The 22,506-nt window shown below is 64.7% G+C and carries 23 protein-coding genes; 15 read left to right on the top strand and 8 right to left on the bottom strand.

The features are described 5' to 3' along the window. Nucleotides 1-12 precede the first annotated feature (12 nt). From XH89_RS27735 to fixL, 4 genes are all read right to left on the bottom strand, one after another. Nucleotides 13-711, bottom strand: a complete 699-nt coding sequence (locus XH89_RS27735) for a helix-turn-helix domain-containing protein (RefSeq protein ID WP_194463539.1) — start codon at nucleotides 709-711, stop codon at nucleotides 13-15. Nucleotides 712-1,189: 478 nt separating this feature from the next. Further along, complete coding sequence (locus tag XH89_RS27730) at nucleotides 1,190-1,609, bottom strand: response regulator (protein WP_194463538.1); 420 nt, start codon at nucleotides 1,607-1,609, stop codon at nucleotides 1,190-1,192. A 43-nt stretch (nucleotides 1,610-1,652) separates the two neighbouring features. Beyond that, nucleotides 1,653-2,270, bottom strand: a complete 618-nt coding sequence (gene fixJ / locus XH89_RS27725; protein WP_194463537.1) for a response regulator FixJ — start codon at nucleotides 2,268-2,270, stop codon at nucleotides 1,653-1,655. A 3-nt stretch (nucleotides 2,271-2,273) separates the two neighbouring features. Further along, nucleotides 2,274-3,791: a sensor protein FixL gene (fixL, locus tag XH89_RS27720; protein ID WP_194463536.1), complete on the bottom strand. Its 1,518-nt coding sequence runs from the start codon at nucleotides 3,789-3,791 to the stop codon at nucleotides 2,274-2,276. Nucleotides 3,792-3,998: 207 nt separating this feature from the next. Between fixL and XH89_RS27715 the strand changes: the two genes are divergently transcribed. From XH89_RS27715 to ccoS, 10 genes are all read left to right on the top strand, one after another. Then, nucleotides 3,999-4,829, top strand: a complete 831-nt coding sequence (locus XH89_RS27715) for a universal stress protein (RefSeq protein ID WP_194463535.1) — start codon at nucleotides 3,999-4,001, stop codon at nucleotides 4,827-4,829. A gap of 61 nt (nucleotides 4,830-4,890) precedes the next feature. After that, on the top strand, nucleotides 4,891-5,316 hold the full coding sequence (locus XH89_RS27710) for an HPP family protein (RefSeq protein WP_194463534.1): 426 nt from the start codon (nucleotides 4,891-4,893) through the stop codon (nucleotides 5,314-5,316). A 282-nt stretch (nucleotides 5,317-5,598) separates the two neighbouring features. Beyond that, complete coding sequence (gene ccoN / locus XH89_RS27705; RefSeq protein WP_194463533.1) at nucleotides 5,599-7,248, top strand: cytochrome-c oxidase, cbb3-type subunit I; 1,650 nt, start codon at nucleotides 5,599-5,601, stop codon at nucleotides 7,246-7,248. Between the two features lie 10 nt (nucleotides 7,249-7,258). After that, nucleotides 7,259-7,993 carry a cytochrome-c oxidase, cbb3-type subunit II gene (gene ccoO, locus XH89_RS27700; protein WP_194463532.1) on the top strand — a complete coding sequence of 245 codons (735 nt, stop codon included), beginning with the start codon at nucleotides 7,259-7,261 and terminating at the stop codon, nucleotides 7,991-7,993. Nucleotides 7,994-8,007: 14 nt separating this feature from the next. Then, on the top strand, nucleotides 8,008-8,172 hold the full coding sequence (locus tag XH89_RS27695) for a cbb3-type cytochrome c oxidase subunit 3 (RefSeq protein WP_194463531.1): 165 nt from the start codon (nucleotides 8,008-8,010) through the stop codon (nucleotides 8,170-8,172). A gap of 6 nt (nucleotides 8,173-8,178) precedes the next feature. Beyond that, on the top strand, nucleotides 8,179-9,051 hold the full coding sequence (gene ccoP / locus XH89_RS27690) for a cytochrome-c oxidase, cbb3-type subunit III (protein ID WP_194463530.1): 873 nt from the start codon (nucleotides 8,179-8,181) through the stop codon (nucleotides 9,049-9,051). Between the two features lie 120 nt (nucleotides 9,052-9,171). Beyond that, nucleotides 9,172-10,638, top strand: coding sequence for a cytochrome c oxidase accessory protein CcoG (gene ccoG / locus XH89_RS27685; RefSeq protein ID WP_194463529.1), 1,467 nt, complete (start codon nucleotides 9,172-9,174; stop codon nucleotides 10,636-10,638). Nucleotides 10,639-10,653: 15 nt separating this feature from the next. Continuing rightward, complete coding sequence (locus tag XH89_RS27680; RefSeq protein ID WP_194463528.1) at nucleotides 10,654-11,139, top strand: FixH family protein; 486 nt, start codon at nucleotides 10,654-10,656, stop codon at nucleotides 11,137-11,139. Nucleotides 11,140-11,149: 10 nt separating this feature from the next. Beyond that, nucleotides 11,150-13,339, top strand: coding sequence for a cation-translocating P-type ATPase (locus XH89_RS27675; protein ID WP_194463527.1), 2,190 nt, complete (start codon nucleotides 11,150-11,152; stop codon nucleotides 13,337-13,339). After that, entirely contained in the window at nucleotides 13,339-13,509 is a 171-nt protein-coding gene (gene ccoS, locus XH89_RS27670) for a cbb3-type cytochrome oxidase assembly protein CcoS (protein ID WP_194463526.1), read from the top strand. Before XH89_RS27675 ends, ccoS begins: the two co-directional genes overlap by 1 nt. Here ccoS and XH89_RS27665 read toward each other — a convergent pair. After that, entirely contained in the window at nucleotides 13,506-14,708 is a 1,203-nt protein-coding gene (locus XH89_RS27665) for an MFS transporter (protein ID WP_194463525.1), read from the bottom strand. The two genes, ccoS and XH89_RS27665, sit on opposite strands and share 4 nt — an antisense overlap. 104 nt (nucleotides 14,709-14,812) lie before the next feature. After that, nucleotides 14,813-15,295 carry a cupin domain-containing protein gene (locus tag XH89_RS27660; protein WP_194463524.1) on the bottom strand — a complete coding sequence of 161 codons (483 nt, stop codon included), beginning with the start codon at nucleotides 15,293-15,295 and terminating at the stop codon, nucleotides 14,813-14,815. Between the two features lie 236 nt (nucleotides 15,296-15,531). Here XH89_RS27660 and XH89_RS27655 point away from each other — a divergent pair, with 236 nt between their 5' ends. Together XH89_RS27655 and XH89_RS27650 are read left to right on the top strand one after the other, a co-directional pair. Then, nucleotides 15,532-15,816, top strand: a complete 285-nt coding sequence (locus XH89_RS27655; protein ID WP_194463523.1) for a hypothetical protein — start codon at nucleotides 15,532-15,534, stop codon at nucleotides 15,814-15,816. Between the two features lie 82 nt (nucleotides 15,817-15,898). After that, complete coding sequence (locus XH89_RS27650) at nucleotides 15,899-16,615, top strand: peroxiredoxin-like family protein (RefSeq protein WP_194463522.1); 717 nt, start codon at nucleotides 15,899-15,901, stop codon at nucleotides 16,613-16,615. A 5-nt stretch (nucleotides 16,616-16,620) separates the two neighbouring features. On the opposite strand, the gene XH89_RS27645 is transcribed toward XH89_RS27650, so the two are convergent. After that, on the bottom strand, nucleotides 16,621-17,508 hold the full coding sequence (locus XH89_RS27645; RefSeq protein ID WP_194463521.1) for a LysR family transcriptional regulator: 888 nt from the start codon (nucleotides 17,506-17,508) through the stop codon (nucleotides 16,621-16,623). A 189-nt stretch (nucleotides 17,509-17,697) separates the two neighbouring features. Here XH89_RS27645 and XH89_RS27640 point away from each other — a divergent pair, with 189 nt between their 5' ends. The 3 genes from XH89_RS27640 (at nucleotide 17,698) to XH89_RS27630 (ending at nucleotide 20,777) form a co-directional block, all read left to right on the top strand. Beyond that, nucleotides 17,698-18,522: a 3-hydroxybutyrate dehydrogenase gene (locus tag XH89_RS27640; RefSeq protein WP_301267560.1), complete on the top strand. Its 825-nt coding sequence runs from the start codon at nucleotides 17,698-17,700 to the stop codon at nucleotides 18,520-18,522. 70 nt (nucleotides 18,523-18,592) lie between these two features. Continuing rightward, complete coding sequence (locus XH89_RS27635; RefSeq protein ID WP_194463520.1) at nucleotides 18,593-19,741, top strand: patatin-like phospholipase family protein; 1,149 nt, start codon at nucleotides 18,593-18,595, stop codon at nucleotides 19,739-19,741. A gap of 85 nt (nucleotides 19,742-19,826) precedes the next feature. Then, a complete protein-coding gene (locus tag XH89_RS27630; RefSeq protein ID WP_194463519.1) occupies nucleotides 19,827-20,777 on the top strand; it encodes an oxygenase MpaB family protein in 951 nt (316 codons plus the stop codon). Nucleotides 20,778-20,952: 175 nt separating this feature from the next. Here XH89_RS27630 and glgA read toward each other — a convergent pair whose 3' ends face one another. Beyond that, nucleotides 20,953-22,368 (bottom strand): glycogen synthase GlgA, encoded by a 1,416-nt coding sequence (gene glgA / locus XH89_RS27625; protein WP_194463518.1) that lies wholly within the window; start codon nucleotides 22,366-22,368, stop codon nucleotides 20,953-20,955. Nucleotides 22,369-22,506 lie beyond the last annotated feature (138 nt).

Raw genomic sequence — 22,506 nt, 5'->3', positions numbered from 1 at the left:
AGGACGAAAAGATCAGGCGTCGAGATTGTGCAGGCGCTGGCGGTTGCGCAGCACGATCTGGCGGGCACCGGAAAAGCCGAGGATGCCCTGGCTGTGGAGCTGCGACAGCGCGCGCGAGACGGTCTCGAGGGTGAGGCCGAGATAGTCGCCGATGTCGCGGCGGCACATCGGCAGCGCCATCATGCCGGCAACGGCGAGGCGGCGGTCCATTTCGAGCAGGAAGGTCGCAACCCGCTCCATCGCGGTCTTGCGGCCGAGCAGCAGCATGTGGTCCTCGGCGTGACGCAGCTCGCCGGCCGTCATGGCCCAGAGCTTGCGGGCGACGACGACGTCGGTGCCGGCGGCCTTCTCGAGGCTGGTCCGCTTCACGAGGCGCACCGTGGTGTCGATGATGGCTTCGGCGGCGAGCCGATGGGTCGCGCCGGATTCGAGGCCGAACACGTCGCCGGAGAGGTGGAAGGCGCCGATCTGGCGGCGGCCGTCGGAGAGAAGCTTGTAGCTGCGGACTGCGCCGGAGACGACCTGGTAGACATATTCCGCCGGCTCTTCCTCGCCGTAGATCTCTTCGTCCTTGCGGTAGGAGAACTCGGTGGCAACCAGGCCGACATGGCCGGTGATCGCGCCGAACTGGTCGGAAACGGGATGGACGGGGGCAATCTTGCCACCGATCTGAGTGTTGATCGCCTGGGTGTTGAGCGTCTGGGTCAGCATCTGCGCCATCTCCGTTGTGATGACGCTTTTCTACGCGGTACCGGGTGCTTCGAAAATTTCGCGAGATATCTTAAGGGGGGTTACCTACGTAGAATCCCGTAGCTCGCCCGCAGGCCGAAATACCGCTGTTCTCACTATTCAGTGTCCGGGAAATATCGGGTCGCCAACGCAAGTCTGGTCATCGGAAGCCTTCAGCCAGCGGAGACGCCCGATGATATCGAAATCCATCCCACCTCTTCTGGTCGCGCTGTTGCTCATGCCGCAACTCGCCACCGCAACGACCGTCCGGCCTCGAATCAACACCATCGCGGTCCATTCGCATGCAGACCCGATCGAGGGTCGCCAGATCGCAGCGCCGCCCTGGAGCGCTGCCTGCATGACCGATCACGGTCCAAGCGCGTGCGGCGAGCCGATGTGGATTTACGGTCCTCGCAGCCAGATTTCGCAGTACAGAAGCGCGTTCTGAGGCTGTGCCTCGTTACCGCGGCCGATCCTGGATGGCGCTGCGGATGCGCTTGAGCAGGTTTTCGTCGAGAAGAGGCTTCAAAATCACCTCTTTGATCCCTGCCGCCGCCGCGCGGGCCGAGATATTGCCGTCCGGATAGCCGGTGATCAGGATCACCGGAGTGTCGGCGTCGAACTGACGCAGCCGGCCGGCGAGATCGATGCCGTTGATACCCGGCATCTTGTAGTCGATCACGTAGCAGTCCGCGCGCGACGAGCTCGTCGCGTTGAGCAGTGCCGTGGCGCTCCGGAAGGTCCGCACCGCAAAGCCGTCGGTTTCCAGCAGGAAGCGCAGGGATCCCAGCACGGCGTCGTCGTCGTCTACCACGTAGACGACGGGTCGTGCGGGCGCTGCCATTGGCAGCCGCCGGGTGTGGGAGCCGGTCTCGATCATTTCAATCGAGTATCACGCCGGGAGAAGACAGCCTTGACCTGTCTCAATCCCGCAACATGCCGGCACGCATGGCCAGTCGCACCAATTCCGAGAGGCTGCTGGCCTGCATCTTGGTCATGACATTGGCCCGGTACACCTCGATGGTGCGCGGACTGATGTCGTACTCGCGGGCGATCAGCTTGTTGGAGAGTCCGGCGACCAGCCCCTCCATGACCTGACGCTCCCTTGGGCTCAAGGAGGCAACGCGCGCGGCAACGTCCTGGGCGACGGCCTCGCTCTTGGCCGCAGGCTCAGCCTGGCGGATGGCGGTCTCGATCATGGCGGTCAGGCGGTCGTCCTCGAACGGCTTTTCCAGGAAGTCGACGGCGCCAAGCTTCATCGCCTCGACGGCGAGCGGCACGTCGCCGTGGCCGGTCATGATCAGGATCGGAAACGACGAGTTCTGGTTCTTCATCAGCTTCAGGAGTTCGATCCCGTCGAGGCCCGGCATCCTGATGTCGGAGACGACACAGCCGAAGGCGAGGCCGGGCAGGGCGTCGAGGAAGGCTTGCGCGTTGTCGAACAACGCGACGCCGAAGCCCGCCGAATCCAACAGGAAGTTGAGCGAGTCCCGCATCGCCTCGTCGTCGTCGATGACGTAAACATGTCCCTTGGTCGTCATTGCTCAGGTCTCGTCGGCTGCTGGCAGGGTGAAGCGGAATGTCGCGCCGCCCGAGGCGTTGTTCTCGGCCACCATGCGGCCGCCGTGAGCCTCGATGATCGAGCGGCTGATCGACAATCCCACGCCCATGCCGGTCTCTTTGGTGGTGAAAAAGGTCTGAAACAGGTTTGGAATGACGTCGTCCCGGAAGCCGGGGCCGGTGTCCGACACCTCCACCTCGATCATGTCGCCACCGATGCATCTGTTGGCGACGACGAGCTCGCGCCGCGGCGACTGTGCCATCGCTTCCAACGCGTTGCGGAACAGATTGACCAGCACCTGCTGGATCTGCACCCGGTCGGCGAGCACGAGGTCGGCGTTGGCATCGAGATTGAAGCGGAGCTGAACGTTCTGCTCGCGTGCACCGGCGAGCCCGAGCGCGCCCGCTTCCTCGATCAGTTTCGACAGGCTCTCGATCCGCTTCTCGGATTCGCCGCGGGCGACGAAATCGCGCAGCCGCCGGATGATCTGGCCGGCACGCAGCGCCTGCTCCGAGGCGCGATCCAGCGCGCTTTCGATCTTCGGCGTGTTCGGGTCCTGGCTCTCGGCGAGCAGTCGCCGCGACCCCTTCATGTAGTTGCTGATCGCCGCCAGCGGCTGGTTGATCTCGTGGGCGAGCGCGGAGGCCATCTCGCCCATCGCGGTCAGCCGCGAGACATGCATGAGCTCTGTCTGCAATTCCTGGAGCCGCGCCTGGGTCTGCTGGTGCTCGGTGAGGTCGCGGACGAAGCCGGTGAAATAAGGCTCGCCACCCGACTGCATCTCGCCGATCGACAGGTGCATCGGAAAGGTGGTCCCGTCGCGGCGCTTGCCGGTCACGATGCGGCCGATGCCGATGATGTGCGGATCGTTCGTGCTGCGATAGCGCGCGATGTAGCTGTCGTGGCGGGTGCGGTCCGGCTCCGGCATCAGGATGCTGACGTTCTGGCCGATCGCCTCGTGCTCGGACCAGCCGAACAGTCGCTCCGCCGCCGTGCTGAACAGCTGAATGATGCCGCGGCCGTCGATGACGATCATGGCATCCGGCACGGTGTGAAGGATGGAGCGGAGATGGGTCTCGCGCGTCCGCAGCGCTTCCTCGACCTGCTTCTCCTCGTCGATGTCGAGGAAGATGCCGCTGAGATGCCGGGCGACGCCGGCCTCGTCCCGGATCAGACCGGCGCGGGCCCTGATCCATTTGCCGCGGTCGGACGTCCCGGCAATCCTGAAGGAGACGTCGAAACCGCCGCCATGCCCGGCGACCTGCTTGATCGCCGTCTCGACGCGGTCGCGATCCGCGGGTTCGAGACGAGATAGGAACAGGGGATAGCTCGCCGGCTGGCCCTGCTCGGCCCCGAGCAGCATCCGCGCGGTTTCCGACCATTCCAGCTCGCGCGTCGTGAGGTCGAGATCCCACGTGCCGACGCCGAATCCCTCGATCCGGACCCGGAAATGCTCGCCGCGATGGTCGTCTGGCGGATGCGTGACGCGGGTCGGCGACAAATCCTGGCTCCCATTTTGCAGCTGCGACCAAGGTGTCGCCAACTTGCCGGTAATTTTCGCCCAACGCTGCGCCGGAGGCAAGTTCCGATGCCTGATTTGGTTGGCGAATTTCCGAAGCCGCGGTGCGGGGCGGTTTGATCTATCTCATTCTGCCGGGCTGCCGCGGGCTTACTATTTCCATCAAAGCTCACTGCCCGGGAGATTCCGATGACATACGCGACCGTGATGGTCAGCCTGGCGCTGGATCAGCCCAACAATGCACGCCTTGAGGTCGCCGGCGAACTCGCCGAACGATTCGAGGCGGCGATCGTCGGGATCGCTGCCGCGCGATTCGCTCCGCCGCTTTATTTCACTGACGGTGCCGAGGCCCAGCGGCTGATCGATCAGGAGGAGGGCTCCGTCAAGCGGCACCTTGCCGATCTGGAGGCGGAATTCCGCGCCGCGACCAGGACGCGCAGCGGGCGTGCGGAATGGCGCAGTGCCATGGATTTTCCCGCGCGATACGTCCTGGCGCAGGCGCGTTGCGCCGACATCGTCGTCAGCGGCGGCCAGAGCCGGACCTTCTCCGACGCTTTTTCGCAGGTCGGCCCCCGGGACCTGGTGATGCAGATCGGCCGGCCGCTGCTGCTCGTGCCCGACCGGACCAACTGGCTCAACTTGCGCAGCGTGCTGGTGGCCTGGAAGGACACGCCCGAGGCGCGGCGGGCGGTGGCCGACGCACTGCCGATGCTGCGCAAGGCCAAGGACGTCGTCGTCGTCGAGATTCCGGAAGCGGACGATGACCACTCGGCGGTGATGACCCATGTCAGCGACGTCGCCGCCTGGCTCGCCCGCCACGGCGTCACCGCGACGGCGCACGTCCCGGAGACGAGGAACGAAGGTGCCGCTGCGCAATTGGAGAGGATCGCCGGCGAGGTCGGTGCCGGCCTGATCGTCGCTGGTGCCTACGGTCATTCCCGCTTCCGCGAGCTGATTCTCGGCGGCGTCACTGAATATCTGGTCACGCAGACCGCCCGCTGCGTGCTGTTGTCGCACTGACGGCAAGACCGACAAGTCATTGAAGGTCTGGCCGGCTAAGAACGATCGATGAGGACGCGCCGTGTACAAATTCCTTGAGCAGACCGTCGAAGGTTACATGACGCGCAACGTCAGGACGGTGCAGCGTGACCAGAATCTCCTTTCTCTCAGCGAGATGTTCGAGCAGGACGATTTCAACTCCTATCCGGTCGAGGACGACGGGCAGGTCGTCGGCATCGTCACCAAGTTCGACATCCTGAAATGCTTCGCGTTCACGCCGAGCCAGATGCTGCCGCGCTATCACGACCTGATGAGCCGCAAGGTCGGCGACGTCATGACGCCGGAGTTCATCTATGTCAGCCCCGATACGCGGCTGACGCGCGTGCTCCAGATCATGGTCGAGCACCGTATCCGGAGCATCATCGTGCTCGACAGCGCCCAGAAGCTGGTGGGAATCGTTGCGCGCGAGAACGTCATCGCGGCGCTGAAGGCGACTGCGAACGACTGACGGGGGTCATCTGCAAAACACTGCGATCTCCGGTTCCGTGATTCCACGGGAAGCTTCTTCTTCCCTTCTCCCCTTGTGGGAGAGAGACTTTCGCTGCGGAACCAGCCCCTCACCCAAGCGAGCTTGCCGCACTGTCGTCGCTGCCCTTTCCCACAAGGGGAGAGGGCACTTCAGCTGGCTCCTGCCTCGCATTAACAGAAATCCATCTATCTTGATTTCAATCAATTCGCCGCGAGGATGAATGTGGTTTCTGGCAGCGTGTTCTTTCAGAGAGAATCCGCGATGCCCCAGCCCTCCATCTCGAAAACCATGACGACAGGCGAAAGCGGCCTGGCGCTTATATTCGCGGTCACTGCCTTCCTGTGCCTGGTGGCTTCGGCCAAGGCGCTCGATGCGCCCTTCGCCTTCCATGCCGCGCTCAGTGCGGCGGCGAGCCTGGCCGCAGTGTTCTTCATCATCAACCGCTACTACGATCGCCCAGCGGCATTGCCGGCGCAGGAGATCAACGGTCGGCCCAACTACAATCTGGGCCCGATCAAGTTCACCGCATTCATGGCGATGTTCTGGGGCATCGCGGGCTTTCTGGTCGGGCTCATCATTGCCTCGCAGCTGGCCTGGCCCGCGCTGAACTTCGATCTCCCCTGGATCCAGTTCGGCCGATTGCGGCCGCTGCACACCTCCGCAGTGATCTTCGCCTTCGGCGGCAACGTGCTGATCGGCACGTCCTTCTACGTGGTGCAGAAATCCTGCCGCGCCCGCCTTGCCGGCGACCTCGCGCCCTGGTTCGTCGTGCTCGGCTACAACTACTTCATCCTGATCGCCGGCACGGGCTATCTGCTCGGCGTCACCCAGTCCAAGGAATATGCCGAGCCCGAATGGTACGCCGATCTCTGGCTCACCATCGTCTGGGTCACTTACCTGCTCGTCTTCCTCGGCACGATCATCAAGCGCAAGGAACCGCACATCTTCGTCGCGAACTGGTTCTATCTCGCCTTCATCGTGACCATCGCCGTCCTGCATCTCGGCAACAACCCCGCGCTGCCGGTGTCGTTCTTCGGCTCGAAGTCCTACATCGCCTGGGGTGGCATCCAGGACGCCATGTTCCAGTGGTGGTACGGCCATAACGCGGTCGGCTTCTTCCTGACCGCCGGCTTCCTCGCCATCATGTATTACTTCATTCCGAAGCGCGCGGAGCGGCCGGTCTATTCCTACCGGCTGTCGATCATCCACTTCTGGGCACTGATCTTCCTCTACATCTGGGCGGGTCCCCACCATCTGCACTACACGGCGCTGCCGGACTGGACGCAGACGCTCGGCATGACCTTCTCGATCATGCTGTGGATGCCCTCCTGGGGCGGCATGATCAACGGCCTGATGACGCTGTCGGGCGCCTGGGACAAGCTGCGGACCGATCCCGTGCTGCGCATGCTCGTCGTCTCCGTCGCGTTCTACGGCATGTCGACCTTTGAAGGCCCGATGATGTCGATCAAGGTGGTGAACTCGCTCAGCCACTACACCGACTGGACCATCGGCCACGTGCATTCCGGTGCGCTCGGCTGGGTCGGCTTCGTCTCCTTCGGCGCGCTGTACTGCCTGGTGCCATGGGTCTGGAATCGCAAGGGCCTCTACAGCCTCAAGCTCGTCAACTGGCACTTCTGGATCGCCACGCTCGGCATCGTTCTCTACATCTCGGCGATGTGGGTGTCCGGCATCCTTCAGGGCCTGATGTGGCGCGCCTACACCTCGCTCGGCTTCCTCGAATATTCCTTTATCGAGACCGTCGAGGCGATGCATCCCTTCTACATCATCCGCGCCGCCGGCGGCGCCCTGTTCCTGATCGGCGCGCTGATCATGGCCTATAACCTCTGGATGACGGTTCGCGTCGGCGAGCAGGAAGTCCAGATGCCCGTCGCTCTTCAGCCGGCGGAGTGAGGAGCTTCCCATGTCGTTCTGGACACGCCACCAAGTCTTCGAAAAGAACTCGATCATCCTGGTCGTCGGCATCCTTCTGGTGGTCGCGATCGGCGGTCTCGTCGAGATCACGCCGCTGTTCTACCTCAAGAGCACGATCGAGGTGGTCGACGGCGTCAGGCCCTACACGCCGCTGGAGCTGGCGGGGCGCAACGTCTACGTCCGCGAAGGCTGCTATCTCTGCCATTCGCAGATGATCCGTCCCTTGCGCGACGAGGTCGAACGCTACGGCCACTTCTCGCTCGCCGCCGAGAGCATGTTCGACCACCCGTTCCAGTGGGGCTCGAAGCGCACCGGTCCTGACCTTGCCCGCGTCGGCGCCAAATATTCCGACGACTGGCACGTCACCCATCTGACCAATCCGCGCGCGATCGTGCCGCAGTCGGTGATGCCGGGCTATCCGTTCCTGGCTCAGAACGAGGTGGATCCGGACACGATCGCCGACCACATGCGTACGCTGCGGACCGTCGGCGTGCCCTATACCGACGACCAGATCGCCAACGCGGCCGCCGACATGAAGGCCCAGGCCGACCCGGACAATGCCGGCGCTGATGCCTTCACCAAGCGCTACGCCAAGGCCGTCGTGCGCAATTTCGACGGCAAGGCCGGAACGCCGACGGAGATGGACGCGCTGATCGCGTACCTGCAGATGCTCGGCACGCTGGTCGACTTCAAGCTCTACAACGAGAAAGCCAATCTTCGCTGAGAAGGCATCCACCGATGAAAGCCATCCTGACACTCGACAATCTCGCGTCCGGTCTCGTGACCACGATCTGGACGCCGGTCTTCGTCGCGATCTTTCTCGCGATCATCGCCTACGCGTTTTGGCCCCGCAACAAGACGGCATTCGACGAAGCGGCCAGCCTGCCGCTGCGGGAGGAGTGAGAGATCATGACCGACCATAGTGAAATCGATTCCGTCACCGGCAGGGCCACGACCGGGCATGAATGGGACGGCATCAAGGAACTCAACACGCCGTTGCCGCGCTGGTGGGTGACCTGCTTCTACCTGACCATCATCTGGGCCATCGCTTACTGGGTCGTCTATCCGGCCTGGCCGCTGATATCGAGCAACACGACGGGCCTGTTCGGCTATTCGTCGCGTGCCGACGTCGCGGTCGAGCTTGCCAACCTCGAGAAGATCCGGGGTGACAAGATGGTGGCGCTCGGTGCGGCCTCCCTCACCGACATCGAGAAGGACCCGGCCTTGCTGGCGCTCGCCCGCGCCAAGGGCAAGACCGTGTTCGGCGACAATTGCGCGCCCTGCCACGGCTCCGGCGCGGCCGGCGCCAAGGGCTTTCCGAACCTGAACGATGACGACTGGCTGTGGGGCGGCACGCTCGAGCAGATCATGCAGACGATCCAGTTCGGCGCGCGTTCCGGCCACGCCAAGACCCATGAGGGCCAGATGCTGGCCTTCGGCAAGGACGGCGTGCTCAAGCCGGACGAGATCGTCACGGTGGCCAACTACGTGCGCTCGCTGTCGGGCCTGCCGACCCGGAAAGGCTATGACGCCGCCAAGGGCGAGAAGATCTTTGCCGACAATTGCGTCGCCTGCCACGGCGATGGCGGCAAGGGCAACCAGGAGCTCGGGGCGCCCAACCTGACCGACAAAATCTGGCTCTACGGCTCCGACGAGGCGGTCCTGATCGAGACCATCACGAACGGTCGTGCCGGTGTCATGCCGGCCTGGGAGGGACGTCTCGACCCCGCCACCATCAAGGCGATGGCGGTCTACGTTCACTCGCTGGGCGGCGGCAAATAGCCGATCGACAGTCAACGGGTTCCAGCGGGGGCGAAGAAATCCGCCCCCGTTTGCGTTGGATCAATTGGCTCGCGGCCGTGGAGTCTAGGTTCAATCGCACCTCCTAGGAAGCGCTGAGCGATGAACAAGACCGTAAATCCGAAAGATCTCACGCCGGTTGATGACAACGCGCCGCTCTACGCCGCCCGCAAGAAGGTCTACCCCCAGAGCGTCTCCGGCACGTTCCGCCGCATCAAATGGAGCCTGATGGCATTCTGCCTCGGCGTCTATTATTTCTTGCCTTTCGTGCGCTGGAATCGCGGCCTTGGCGCCCCCAGCCAGGCCGTTCTGATTGATCTCCCCAACAGCCGCTTCTACTTCTTCTTCATCGAGCTGTGGCCGCAGGAGGTCTATTACTTCACGGGCCTCTTGATCATTGCCGCGGTGGCGCTGTTCCTGATGAATTCGATCGGTGGCCGCATCTGGTGCGGTTATCTCTGTCCGCAGACGGTCTGGACCGACCTGTTCTACGCCGTCGAGCGCCTGATCGAGGGCGACCGGCGCGAGCGCATGAAGAAGGACAGATCGTCCGATCCGATGAAGCTCGAGCGCATCTCCGAGATCGTGCTTAAGCATTCGATCTGGCTCCTGATCGCATGGTGGACCGGCGGCGCCTGGGTGCTCTACTTCAACGATGCGCCGACGCTGGTGAAGGAGCTCGTCACCTTCCAGGGACCCATGATCGCCTATATCTGGATCGGCATCCTCACCGCCACGACCTACCTGCTGGCCGGTTACATGCGCGAGCAGGTCTGCACTTATATGTGCCCGTGGCCGCGCATCCAGGCCGCGCTCACCGACGAATGGGCGCTCAACGTCACCTATCGCTATGACCGCGGCGAGAAGCGCACTTCGGTCAAGAAGGCCGCGGAGCTGCGTGCGCTCGGCCAGCAGGTCGGCGATTGCGTCGACTGCTACCAATGCGTCGCGGTCTGTCCGACCGGCATCGACATTCGCAACGGGCCGCAGCTCGAATGCATCCAGTGCGGGCTCTGCATCGACGCCTGCGACAACGTCATGACCAAGATCGGCCGGCCGAAGCGGCTGATCGGCTATGACAACGACATCAACATCCATCGTCGCCAGGAAGGCAAGGCGCCGATCTATCGCATCGTCCGGGCCCGGACTGTCGTTTACAGCACGATCATCGCCGCGGTCGGCGGCATCATGATCTACGTGCTGGCGACACGTACATTGCTCGACATCAACGTGCTGCACGACCGCAACCCGGTTGCAGTCAAGCTCAGCGACGGCTCGATCCGCAATGCCTATACCGCCCGGCTTCTGAACAAGAGCGGACATGACCGCGTCATCGCGATCGATATCGACGGCCCGGCCAATTCGATCATCCACGTCGTCGGCGCCGATTCCGTGACTCCGGATCGGCCGATGATCGTGATCCCGCGCGACTCCACCAGCGAGCTGCGTCTGCTCGTCACCGCGCCGGCCGAGAACAATCCCGAGAAATCGATCCCGGTCCGTTTCCACGTCACCGATATCGGGCTCGGCGAGGTCGCCTCCACCACCGACAATTTCGTCGCACCGTAAGTTCAGGAGATCGCCATGGCCGCCAAGCCGCTGACCGGAACCAAGGTGTTCCTGATGCTGGTCGCCTTCTTCGGCGTCGTAATCGGCGTCAACGTCACCATGATGAAGCTGGCCATCGCGACGCTGCCCGGCACCGACGTCGACAGCCCCTATGCCGCGGGCCTCGTCTACGACCGCGAGATCTCGGCGGCGCAGGAACAGGCCGCGCGCAAATGGAAGGTCAGTGCTCATATCGAGCGGCGCGCCGACGGCAATGCCGTGCTGCAGGTCGAGGCGCGCGATGCGGCGGGCCAGCCGGTGACCGGGCTGAAATTCGGCGGCCGCCTGGAGCGGCCGACCGACAAGCGCGCCGATCTCGCCGTCGAACTCGCGGAGGCCGGCAGCGGCATCTATCGCGGCAACGCCGCCTCGGTCGCACCGGGCCAGTGGGACCTCGTTATCGAGGGCGACGCCAGGGGTGAGCGCGTGTTCCTGTCGCGCAACCGCGTGATCCTGAACTGAGGATCTCGTCATGCAGGTGACACGCGATTTCTCTCACTACGTCCGCGCCGCGGGCGCAGGCGTTCAGCACATCGATCTCGCGGTCGAGGGCGTTCATTGCGCCGGCTGCATGGCCAAGATCGAGCGCGGACTGTCGGCCATCCCCGATGTCACGCTGGCACGCGTGAACCTCACCGACCGGCGCGTCGCGCTGGAATGGAAGGAGGGCACGCTCGATCCCGCCCGCTTCATCGATCGCCTCGAGGAGCTCGGCTACAAGGCCTATCCTTACGAAACCGAGAGCGCCGAGGCGACCGAGGTTGCCGAATCGCGCTTCCTGCTGCGCTGCCTCGGTGTCGCCGCCTTCGCCACCATGAACGTGATGATGCTGTCGATCCCGGTGTGGTCGGGCAACGTCTCGGACATGCTGCCGGAGCAGCGCGACTTCTTCCACTGGCTGTCGGCGCTGATCGCATTGCCCGCGGCTGCCTATGCCGGCCAGCCGTTCTTTCGTTCGGCTTGGCGCGCACTGTCGAACAAGACCACCAATATGGACGTGCCGATCTCGATCGGCGTGTGCCTTGCGCTCGGCATGTCCGTGGTCGAGACCATCAACCACGCCGAGCACGTCTATTTCGACGCAGCGATCATGCTGCTCACGTTCCTGCTCGTCGGCCGCTTCCTTGACCAGAACATGCGGCGGCGGACCCGCGCGGTCGCCGGCAATCTTGCGGCGCTGAAGGCAGAGACGGCCGCGAAGTTCGTCGGCCCCGACGAAATCTCGCAGGTACCGGTCGCCGCGATTCATCCCGGCGACATCGTGCTGCTGCGGCCCGGGGAGCGTTGTGCGGTCGATGGCACCGTGATCGAGGGCCGTTCCGAGATCGACCAGAGCCTGATCACCGGCGAGACGCTCTATGTCACGGCCGAGCACGGCACGCCTGTTTATGCCGGCTCGATGAACATTTCCGGCACCTTGCGGCTGCGGGTTTCCGCGGCGTCGGAAGCCACGCTGCTCGCCGAGATCACGCGGCTGCTCGACAATGCGCTCGCCGCGCGCTCGCGCTACATGCGGCTCGCCGACCGCGCCTCGCGGCTCTACGCGCCGGTGGTGCATGCGACTGCGCTCATCACGATTCTCGGCTGGGTCATCGCGGGCGCCGGCTGGCATGATGCGATCATCACCGGCGTTGCCGTCCTGATCATCACCTGTCCCTGCGCCCTCGGGCTCGCGATTCCGACGGTGCAGACGGTGGCTGCGGGCGCGATGTTCAAAGCCGGCGTGTTGCTCAATGCGGGCGACGCCATCGAGCGGCTGGCCGAAGCCGACCATGTCATCTTCGACAAGACCGGCACGCTGACGCTGCCGGATCTCGAAGTCACGAATGCAGCCGATATCCCTGCCGACGTTTTCGATCTTGCCGGCCGCCTCGCGCTGTCGAGCCATCATCCGGTCGCCGCTGCAGTCGCGCAGGCCGCGGGCGCGAAGTCGCCGATCCTCAGTGCGGCCGAGGAGGCCGGGCAGGGCGTCCGCGCCGTGGTCGATGGCGTCGAGCTCCGGCTCGGCCGTCCGTCCTTCTGCGGCGCCGAGGCGCTGGTCGGCAGCGCCGCGCTGGATGCCGAGGCGTCCGTCGTGGCCTTCAGCAAGGGGTCCGAAAAGTACATTCTCTCGGTGCGCCAGGGCCTGCGGCCGGATGCGCAGGCCGTGATCGCAGCGCTGAAGGCGCGCAATATCGGCGTCGAGATTCTCTCGGGCGACCGCGAGCCCGCGGTGATCGCGGCGGCGCATGCGCTCGGCATCCCCGAATGGCGCGCCGGCGTCACGCCGGCCGACAAGATCGCGCGGATCGAGGAGCTGAAGCGGCGCGGCGCAAAGGTGCTGATGGTCGGCGACGGCATGAACGATGCGCCCTCGCTGGCGGCCGCCCACGTCTCGATGTCGCCGATCTCGGCCGCGCATCTCAGCCAGGCCACCGCCGATCTCGTCTTCCTCGGCCGGCCGCTGGCCCCTGTCGTCGCCGCGATCGATTCCGCGCGCAAGGCGCTGCATCTGATGCGGCAAAATCTCTGGCTGGCGATCGGCTATAATTTGCTGGCCGTGCCGGTCGCGATCAGCGGCATCGTGACGCCCCTGATCGCAGCGGCCGCCATGAGCGGATCGTCGATCGTGGTGATGCTGAACTCGCTGCGCGCCCGCAGCGCCTCGCGGGAGATCGTGTGATGGAAATCCTGGTCTTCCTGGTGCCGCTGGCGCTGCTGCTCGGAGGCGCGGGCCTCGCAGCCTTCCTCTGGTCGCTGCGCAGCGGCCAGTACGACGATCTCGACGGCGCCGCCTGGCGAGCGATCGCCGACGACGACCCGCCGCCGCAGGAGGCGCCGGCGAAGCGCTAGCGCTTCAAGGCGAGAGTGAGCAGGGCAGCTGCCCCAAGTGCCACCCCGACCCCGGTGACACACGCGGACCAGCCGAAGGCGTCGAACAGACGGCCGAGCACGGCTGTGCCGGCCAGTCCGCCGGAGAAATAGCACGCAAGATAGGTGCCGCTGGCAACGCCACGGTTGTCGGCTGCGATCTGCCCGACGTAGCTGGTGGCCGCAGCTTGCGCGAAAAAGGTCCCGACGCCGACCAGAACCATGCCGGCGAGCACTTCGCCCAAGTGAGTGGCCAGCATCAGCGGAAGACCCGCCGCGGCGAGGCCGAGCGAGACCCAGATCGTCGGTCGCGTCCCGATGCGCGAGGCCACCTTGCCTGCCAGCAACGTCGTCACAACCGAGGGCAGGAAGACGAAATAGACGAAGCCGAGGTCCATCATGCCGAGCGACAGCGGCGGCCGGACGAGAACGAAATTGACGAATGTGAAGGTGCCGATGAAGGCGAACAGGATGCAGAAGCCGATGCCGAAGGCAGCGCGCAGCTGCGGATTGCGCCAATGCGCGATCATGGCGGCAAGCGGCGATCCCGCCGGCATCGTCGTGTGCACCGGCTGCACCCGCTTGATCGTGAGATAGACCAGCGCCGCGCCCGCCAGATTGAGGGCTGCGAAGAAGTAGAAATTCCACGCCAGCCCAAGGCCGTCGGCGACCGCCGCGGAGATCAGCCGGCCGACAAGGTTGCTGGCAACATTGCCGGTGATGTAGGCGGCGAACGCGCTGCCAGCGTCCATCGCGCTGCACTGCTCGCCGAGATAAGCGAGCGTCAACGCGAAGGCAGATGCCATGCAAAGGCCCTGCATCACCCGCAAGGCGGTGAAGACGGTGAGATTTGGCGCGGATGCCAGCAGGCTGGTGGGGATGGCGAGAAGCATCAGGCTCAGCAGGATGCCGGCCCGCCGGTTGATGTGCGGGCTGAAGAAGCCGACGACGAGGCCGGCGATGGCCATGCCGAAGGTGCTGGCATTGACGGCAAAACCCATCGCCGCGGGCGTGACACCATAATGGCGCGTCAGCGAGGGCAGAATCGCCTGGGTCGCGAAGAGATCGACGACGGTCAGGAACGCGGTCAGTCCAATGACGAGCGACCGCAGGATGAGGCCCGGGGAGTGTTCATCCGTTCTCATCGCGGCCGGTTTGATCATCGCGGAAAGATCGGTCATGGCGTGACGTCTCCTGTAAGGGATGTGGCATCCGGCAATGCCGGGCAGCATGGGGGACTCCGGACGCCACATCCGGCAACGAGCACGATGGGGCTGCGGGCTCGTTACATGTTGTGGTCGTGCGGATCCTTGCGGACGTCACCGACGTAGAGGATCACCGTTTCCTTGCCGAGATTCTTCCACCAATGCGAGGTGCCGTAGACCTCGGGGCGAAGGTCGCCGGCCTTGTGCACGATCGGATCGGCGCAATTGGAGGCGTATTCGACGATCTCGCCCTGCTGCACGAAGATCAGGGCAGGGCGATCGTCGTGGCTGTGCCACGGCACGATGCCGCCGGGTTCGATCGTCAGCTTGCGGAAACGCAGCTCGCGGCCTTCGAGATGCGCCGGCTGCTTGCCGAGGTCGATGGCGCCGAGGGTGACGTCGGTCACGCCGACCGGCTTGTAGTCGACCATCTGCTGGGCGTTCGGCTTGACCTTGTCGGCCGGGCATTCGCCAGCCAAAGCCGGCTGCGCGGCCAGGGACAGCGCGCCAAGGACGGCAAGGCCGAGCCAGGCTGCGCGCGATGACGTGAGGTGTTTGAACATGGGAGTCTCCTGTGTTGGCCGCAACCTCGCTGGTCGTCGGCTATGCCAGGAACTTGGTCGAGTGCGTGGCGATCGGGAAATGCCGGCTTGCTCTCGATGCGATAGCCCTGCGCTATGTCGATGTACGGTGGCTATCGAACCGATTGCGGATCGGCATTTCCGCTTCTGCAGCATCCGGCGTCCGATGGCCGCACGCCCGGTTGGCGGGCGTCCACGTCAATCCGGAGGAGCATTCCATGACGAAATTGTCCAAGACCATGATCGCCACTGCCGCCTTCGCGGTGATCGCCACGTCCGCCTTCTCGGAGGCCGCCTGGGACTTCAAGGCGGGCATGGCCTATGTTTATGGCGGGCCCGGCAAGATGTCGGCGATGGCCATGGCCCCGGCCGAGAAGAACCATGAGGCGATGATGAAGAGCGCCAAGAAGGTGCCCGACAACACCGTCTTCTTCATGGACAACGGCTCGCTGTACTACACGCCCGGCCGGCTGGATCCGACCGGCAATTTCTACGTGAACTGAACCGGTCCCGGCACCGCGGCCGCCTCTTGCGGGCGGCCGAACCGGGAATCTAATATTCGCCTCAGGACCGCCGGAGCAGATGATGACCTCTCTCTCGCCAGCCGACGCCGAACGGCTCAGGCTCGCCTTCCAACGTTGCCGCGATATGGAGGGCACGTTGAACGAACAGCTCCGGGCCTATGCCGATGCGAGCCGGGCGGTCTTCCCGGCCTATGGCGAGGCGGTCGATCGCCTGGTGACGCGATTGAACGGGAATGGCGGCGGCGAGACCGCGCCGCATCCGGGCGACGTGATGCCGCCGTTCATGCTGCCTGACGAAAGCGGGCATCTCGTCACCTTGCCGGCGCTGCTGGAGGACGGTCCGGTCGTGATCATGTTTTTCCGCGGCCATTGGTGTCCGTATTGCCGGCTGAACGTTCGCGCCGTCGTTCAGGCCTTGGATCGTATCGAGGCCATAGGCGCGCGGATCGTGGCGATCATGCCGGAGACGCAGGAATTTACCCGCCAGCTCAAGACCGAATCCGGCGCGCCGTTTCCCATCCTGACCGATCTCGACAACGGCTATGCCCTGTCGCTCAATCTCGCGATCTGGCTCGGCGCCGAGATTCAGAGCCTGCTGTCGTACCAGGACATGACGAAATTCCACGGCAATGAGGGCTGGATGTTGCCGATCCCGGCCGTGTTCGTCGTCGGCCGCGACGGGGTCGTGAAGGCGCGCTTCGTCGATCCCGATTTCCGCAAGCGCATGGAGATCGACGACCTGCTCGCGGCGCTGGAAGGCGCGAGCCGGGAACACTAACGCAGCTACCCCGCAATCTCCCGCCAGTCGGCGCCGCGCAGCAGCCGCATTACGGTGTTGGCCACGGCTGTCCTCTGGCGGCCCGCCACACCGTACAGACTGACAGTGCGGCGCGCATCGAGGCCAGGGACCGCGGCGCGCTTCAGGCTATCAGGCACCGGTGAGGTGTGCGGCATCATGGCAATGCCGATGTCGGCCTCCACCAGTTCGATCAGGTCGCGCTCGCTCGAAATCTCGTGGCCGTGATCGCCCTCGATACCGAATTCGCGCAGGCTTGCGGCGATGCGCCGGGAATGTTCGCAATAATTGCGGCCGAGCAGTTGCTCCGCGCGCAGATCGTCCGGCTCGATCGTATCCTGGCCGGCAAGGCGGTGCTCCCGGCTGACGACGAGATCGAAAGACTCGGTGAAGAGCGGCCAGACGTCGAGCCGCTCCCAGGCTTCGTCGATTTCGGCGGCGATGCCGAGCTCGGCCTCGCCCTTCTTCAGGAAGTCGCTGACCTCGCGGCTCGTTCCGCGCAGGAAGCGAAATTCGAGCCGGTTGAACTGCCGCTTGATCTCGTTCAAATGCGGGATCAGCAATGCGAGGTCGACCGAATGCGTCAGGGCGATGCGCAGTGCGCCGATCTCGCCGCTCTTGAACGAGGAGGCGAGCGAGCGCGCGCCTGTGGCGGCATCGTAGCACTGCTTCAGCAGCGGATGCATGCGCTGGCCGAGCTCGGTCAATTGCGCCGCGGGCCGCTCGCGGCGAAACAGGTCGCCGCCAAGCTCGGCCTCGAGCTGCTTGATGGCGCGCGTCAGCGAAGGCTGCGTCACGTTGCACTCCTCGGCGGCGCGCGTGAAGTTGAGCAGCTGCGCTACCGCGAGGAAATAGCGGACCTGGTGCATTTCCATGGATCGGCTCCCCAGCAGGATCGACGGAAATCTACCCGACCGGCGTGGGAAATGACATCCCGTCCGCGATAGCGCGTGCGTATGGATTCGGAAGCCGGACGGTATTTCCGTTTGGACAGGCGATCCGTCAGGGTCGTGTGAAAGCCGGCCCCCGGTCCCGAGGGTTGGCGATCCAATGGAGGTCTCGTCATGAACATGCCGCTAAAGCCGCAGATGTCACAGCCTGGATACACGCTGGCCGGAAAGGTCGCGCTGGTCACGGGCTCCACCAGTGGCATCGGTCTCGGCATCGCGCGTGCGCTGGCTGCTGCCGGCGCCGATATCGTGCTCAACGGCCTCGGCGTCGCCAGCGAGATTGGCCGGACGCGCGAACAGATCGCCGCCCAGTTCGGTATCAAGGCAAGCTACTCGCCGGCTGATATGACGAAGCCGAAGTCCATCGCCGAGATGATCGCGGCCACGATTGCCGAATCCGGACGGCTCGACATTGTCGTCAACAATGCGGGCATCCAGCATGTCGCGCCGCTCGACCAGTTTCCGGTCGAGAAGTGGGACCAGGTCCTCGCGATCAACCTGTCCTCGGCCTTCCACACCACGCGGCTGGCGCTGCCGGCGATGCGGCAGAATGGCTTCGGCCGGATCATCAACATCGCGTCTGCGCACGGTCTGGTCGGCTCGCCCTTCAAGTCGGCCTATGTCGCCGCCAAGCATGGCATCGTCGGTCTCACCAAGGTGACGGCACTGGAGACCGCGGAGCAGGGTATCACCTGCAACGCCATCTGCCCGGGTTACGTCTACACGCCGCTGGTCGAGGCGCAGATCGACGGCCAGGCCAAGGCGCACGGCATCTCCCGCGACCAGGTGATCCGCGAGGTCCTGCTCGCGCAGCAGCCGAACAAGCGCTTCGCCACCGTCGAGGAGCTTGGCGCGCTCGCCGTGTTCCTGGCGACGGATGCGGCCGCCTCGATCACCGGCATTGCGCTTCCGGTCGACGGCGGCTGGACCGCGCATTGAGATGGGCCGGCGTAACAACTCGCGGCCGGCGGCGAATATTCGAGCAGTGCAAGCTCGCCAGGAGCGAACCATGAATGGCATGCAGGACAATACCCAGCGCAAAGGCACGGATCTGCCGGGCCAGGTCGTTTTGGTGCTTCAGGGCGGCGGTGCGCTCGGATCTTACCAGGCCGGGGTCTACCAGGCCTTGCACGAGGCCGGGATCGAGCCGGATTGGATCATTGGCACCTCGATCGGTGCGATCAACGCAAGCCTCATGGCGGGCAATGAGCCCGGCCAGCGCCTGGCGCGCCTGAAGGAATTCTGGAAACGGATGGAGCAGAATCCGGTGTGGAATCTGCGCAGCGCGTTTCCCGGCTTCAACGAAAAGCTGGCCTATTGGTCGACAGTGACCAACGGTATCCCCGGGTTCTTCCGTCCCAATCCGCTGGCGCATGCGGGCGATTCCTACCCGTTGGGAGCCGATCACGCCGGCTTTTATTCGACCGCTCCGCTGGAGAAGACGTTGCACGAGCTCGTCGATTTCAGCCTGGTCAATCGCTGCGCCCCGCGGCTGACGGTCGGGGCTGCTCATGTCCGCAGCAGCCAGATGCGCTATTTCGACAGCCGCGACGGCGAGTTGACGGTGAAGCACGTCATGGCCTCGGGTGCTCTGCCGCCGGCGTTTCCGGCGGTGCGCATCGACGGTGAGCTCTATTGGGACGGTGGTATCCTGTCGAACACGCCAACCGAAGCGGTCTTCGACGACAATCCGCGCAGAGACTCGCTGATCTTCGCGGTGCATCTGTGGAATCCCGTCGGGCCGGAGCCGACCACGATGGCGGAGGTGCTGAACCGTCATAAGGACGTGCAGTACTCCAGCCGCATCGCGAGCCAGATCGCTCGCCAGCAGCAGGCCCATCGTCTCCGCCACGTCATCAAGCAGCTCGCCGAGCGTCTGCCGGACAGCGAGCGCGGTGATCCCATGGTGAAGGAACTGATCAGCTACGGTTGTTCGACCCGGATGCATGTGGTGCGGCTGCTCGCGCCCCAGCTGGACCGCGAGAGCCACACCAAGGACATCGACTTCAGCCCGTCCGGTATCATGCAGCGCTGGGATGCGGGCTATGCTCACACGAGGTCGGTGCTCGAGCGAAAGCCGTGGACCGGCGAATTCGATCCGCTGTCGGGCGTGGTGCTACACGAGCATATGGACGAGATGCCGATGGCCGCGGAATAGCGTGGCGGGCCACCGTTCGCTTCATCGAATTGCCACAGGCTTTGCCGATCGTGGGCCGTCGTCCGAAGTCTAAAGGGTCCTGCAAGTGGTGTCCGGCGACGACCTGGAACTGTCGCTCGATCAGGTCCGCGCTCACGCCGCGGCATCGGTCACCGGCGTGTTCGGTCCTGACACGGTGACCTGGCGGATCGACCGCGAGGCCGTCATCTTTCTCGGCGCCGGCCGTGCGCTGCTGCTTCAGCTCGCACATCCCTGGGTCGCGGCCGCCATCGCCGAACATTCCAAAACCTTGGCCGATCCGATCGGGCGCTTTCATCGCACCTTCGACATCGTCTTTGCCATGGTGTTCGGCTCGCTCGACCATGCGCTTTCGTCGTCCCGGCAATTGCACCGGCGCCACAGCATGATCGTCGGCGAGATGCCGCAGACCGTGGGTCCGTTCGCGGCAGGTTCGCAGTATTGCGCTAACGACATCCCGTCGCTGCGCTGGGTTCATGCGACGCTGGTCGAGACCGCGCTGATGGCGCACGATCTGGTTCTGCCGCCGTTCTCGGTAGAAGAGCGCGAGCGTTACTGGACCGAGAGCCGGAATTTTGGCGCGCTGTTCGGACTGACGGCGAATGATTTGCCGGCCGACTGGGCGGGCTTTGCCGCCTACACCGCAGCGATGGTGCAGTCGGACACGCTGACCGTCAGCCCGGCCGCGCGCATGATCGCCGCGCAGATTTTTGGCGGTGCGCGTCCGTGGCTGCGGCCGCCGCGATGGTACCGCGCGCTCACCGCGCGCCTGCTGCCGGAACGTCTGCGCGCAGACTTTGGCTTCGAGCTCGACGCGCGCGATGAGAGATCCGCGGACTATGCGCTGCGATGGATCAGACGCGTCTATCCGAAACTGCCCGACCGGCTGCGCTATGTCGGTCCCTATCAGGAGGCGCTGGCCCGGCTCCGCGGCGAGCCGCAGCCGGACTGGATGACCCGCTGCCTCAACCGCGCCTGGATCGGCCGGTCGCAGATGGATGTGCGCGGGAAGGGGTGAGGGCCTTGGCCTTTAACCCGTCATCCTGAGGTGCGAGTGGCGCGATGCAAAAGCATCGCGCCGGGAGCCTCGAAGGATGTACGGCCCCGCTGCTGCAGCCGGGCCGTCGCCCTTCGAGGGCCGCTGAAGAAGCGGCCACCTCAGGGTGACGGAAGAAGGAGTGGCGGCCTCGGCCTCACACCGCGGCGAGCTTCCGATACAGCTTGTTGTAGCTGCCCGCCGAGACGCTCCAGGAAAAGGAGCGTCCCATCGCGCTGCGGCGCATGGTATCGAGCTGGTCCTGCGCCATGAAGGCCGAGAAGGCGCGGCGGACGCCGCCGAGGAAAGAGTCGTGCGAGGGTCTTGAGAACAGGAAGCCGGTCTCGCCGTCCGTGATGGTCTCGGCGAGGCCTCCGGTCTGATGGCCGATCGGCAGCGAGCCGAAGCGCTGGGCATACATCTGGCTGAGGCCGCACGGCTCGAACCGCGAGGGCATCAAGGTGAAATCGCTGCCGGCAAAAATGCGGCGCGCCTGGGCGTCGTTGAAGCCGATGGCAACGCCGATGGCGTCGGGACGGCGGCGATGGGCATCGACCAGCGCCTGCTCGAGCGCCGGCTCGCCGGAGCCGGTCACCACGATCTGTCCGCCGGCATCGACGATCTCGTCGGCCGCCGCCAAGACGAGGTCGATACCTTTCTGATGCACGAGGCGGGCGACGATGCCGAACATCGGGCCGCGCGAGACCGCAAGGCCAAACTGCTTGCGCACGTAATCCGCATTGGCCTTCTTGCCGATCCAGTCGCCGGCGCCGAACTGCTGCGCAAGCTGGGCGCAAGAGCGCGGGTCCCAGCTCTCGTCGATGCCGTTGAGGATGCCGGTGAGCTCGGATGCCTCGGAGCGGACGCGCAGCAGGCCTTCGAGGCCGCAGCCGAATTCCTCCGTGGTGATCTCGCGCGCATAGGTGCCGCTCACGGTGGTGAGATGCGAGGCGTAGACGAGGCCGGCCTTGAGGAAGGAGAGCTGGTCGTAGAACTCGACGCCGTCGATATGGAAGGAGCTCTCGGGCACGCCGATCCGCCGCAGCGACTCCTTCGGGAAGAGACCTTGATAGGCGAGGTTATGGATGGTCAGGATCGACGGCAGCTTGGCGCCGCGCCAGGCGAGGTAGGCCGGCACGAGCGAGGCCTGCCAGTCATTGGCATGGATCAGGTCTGCTGCCCAATTCTTGTCCAGCTTGCCCATGGCCAGCTCAGCCGCCGCCGAGGCGAAGCGCGCGAAGCGGATGTCGTTATCAGGCCAGTCGTGCCCGGACTCGTCGCCGTAAGGGTTGCCGGGACGGTCGTAGAGCTGGGAGCACAACAGCACATAGACCGGCATTCCGTCCTTGGTGGCGGCGCGGCCGAGCGAACAGGACGGCATTTCCGCAAGTGCCGGACAGCGCCCAACGATCTGAATATGCGTGAGTTGTTCGATGATGTCGCGATAGCCGGGCAGCATGATCCGGATATCGGCGAAGGGGCGGAGCGCTCTGGGGAGGGCAGCGGAAACGGCACCGAGTCCGCCGACGCGGACGAAGTCGTCCATCTCTGTCGTGACGAACAAGACCCTCAAGAACTGATGCCCTCTTCCGATCCCGATTGCTGCTATGCAAGATCGGGTCCAGTTGCCCCTGGAAATCTCAAGCCCCCCTACGCGAAGCGCCGGTTCGGTAAAGACTTTCCTACTCAGCCGCCGCCCTCTAGGGTCGGC

It is taken from the genome of Bradyrhizobium sp. CCBAU 53340 (genome assembly GCF_015291645.1).
In the GTDB taxonomy this organism is placed as follows: Bacteria; Pseudomonadota; Alphaproteobacteria; order Rhizobiales; family Xanthobacteraceae; genus Bradyrhizobium.
This window is presented reverse-complemented; position numbering and strand designations above follow the sequence as displayed.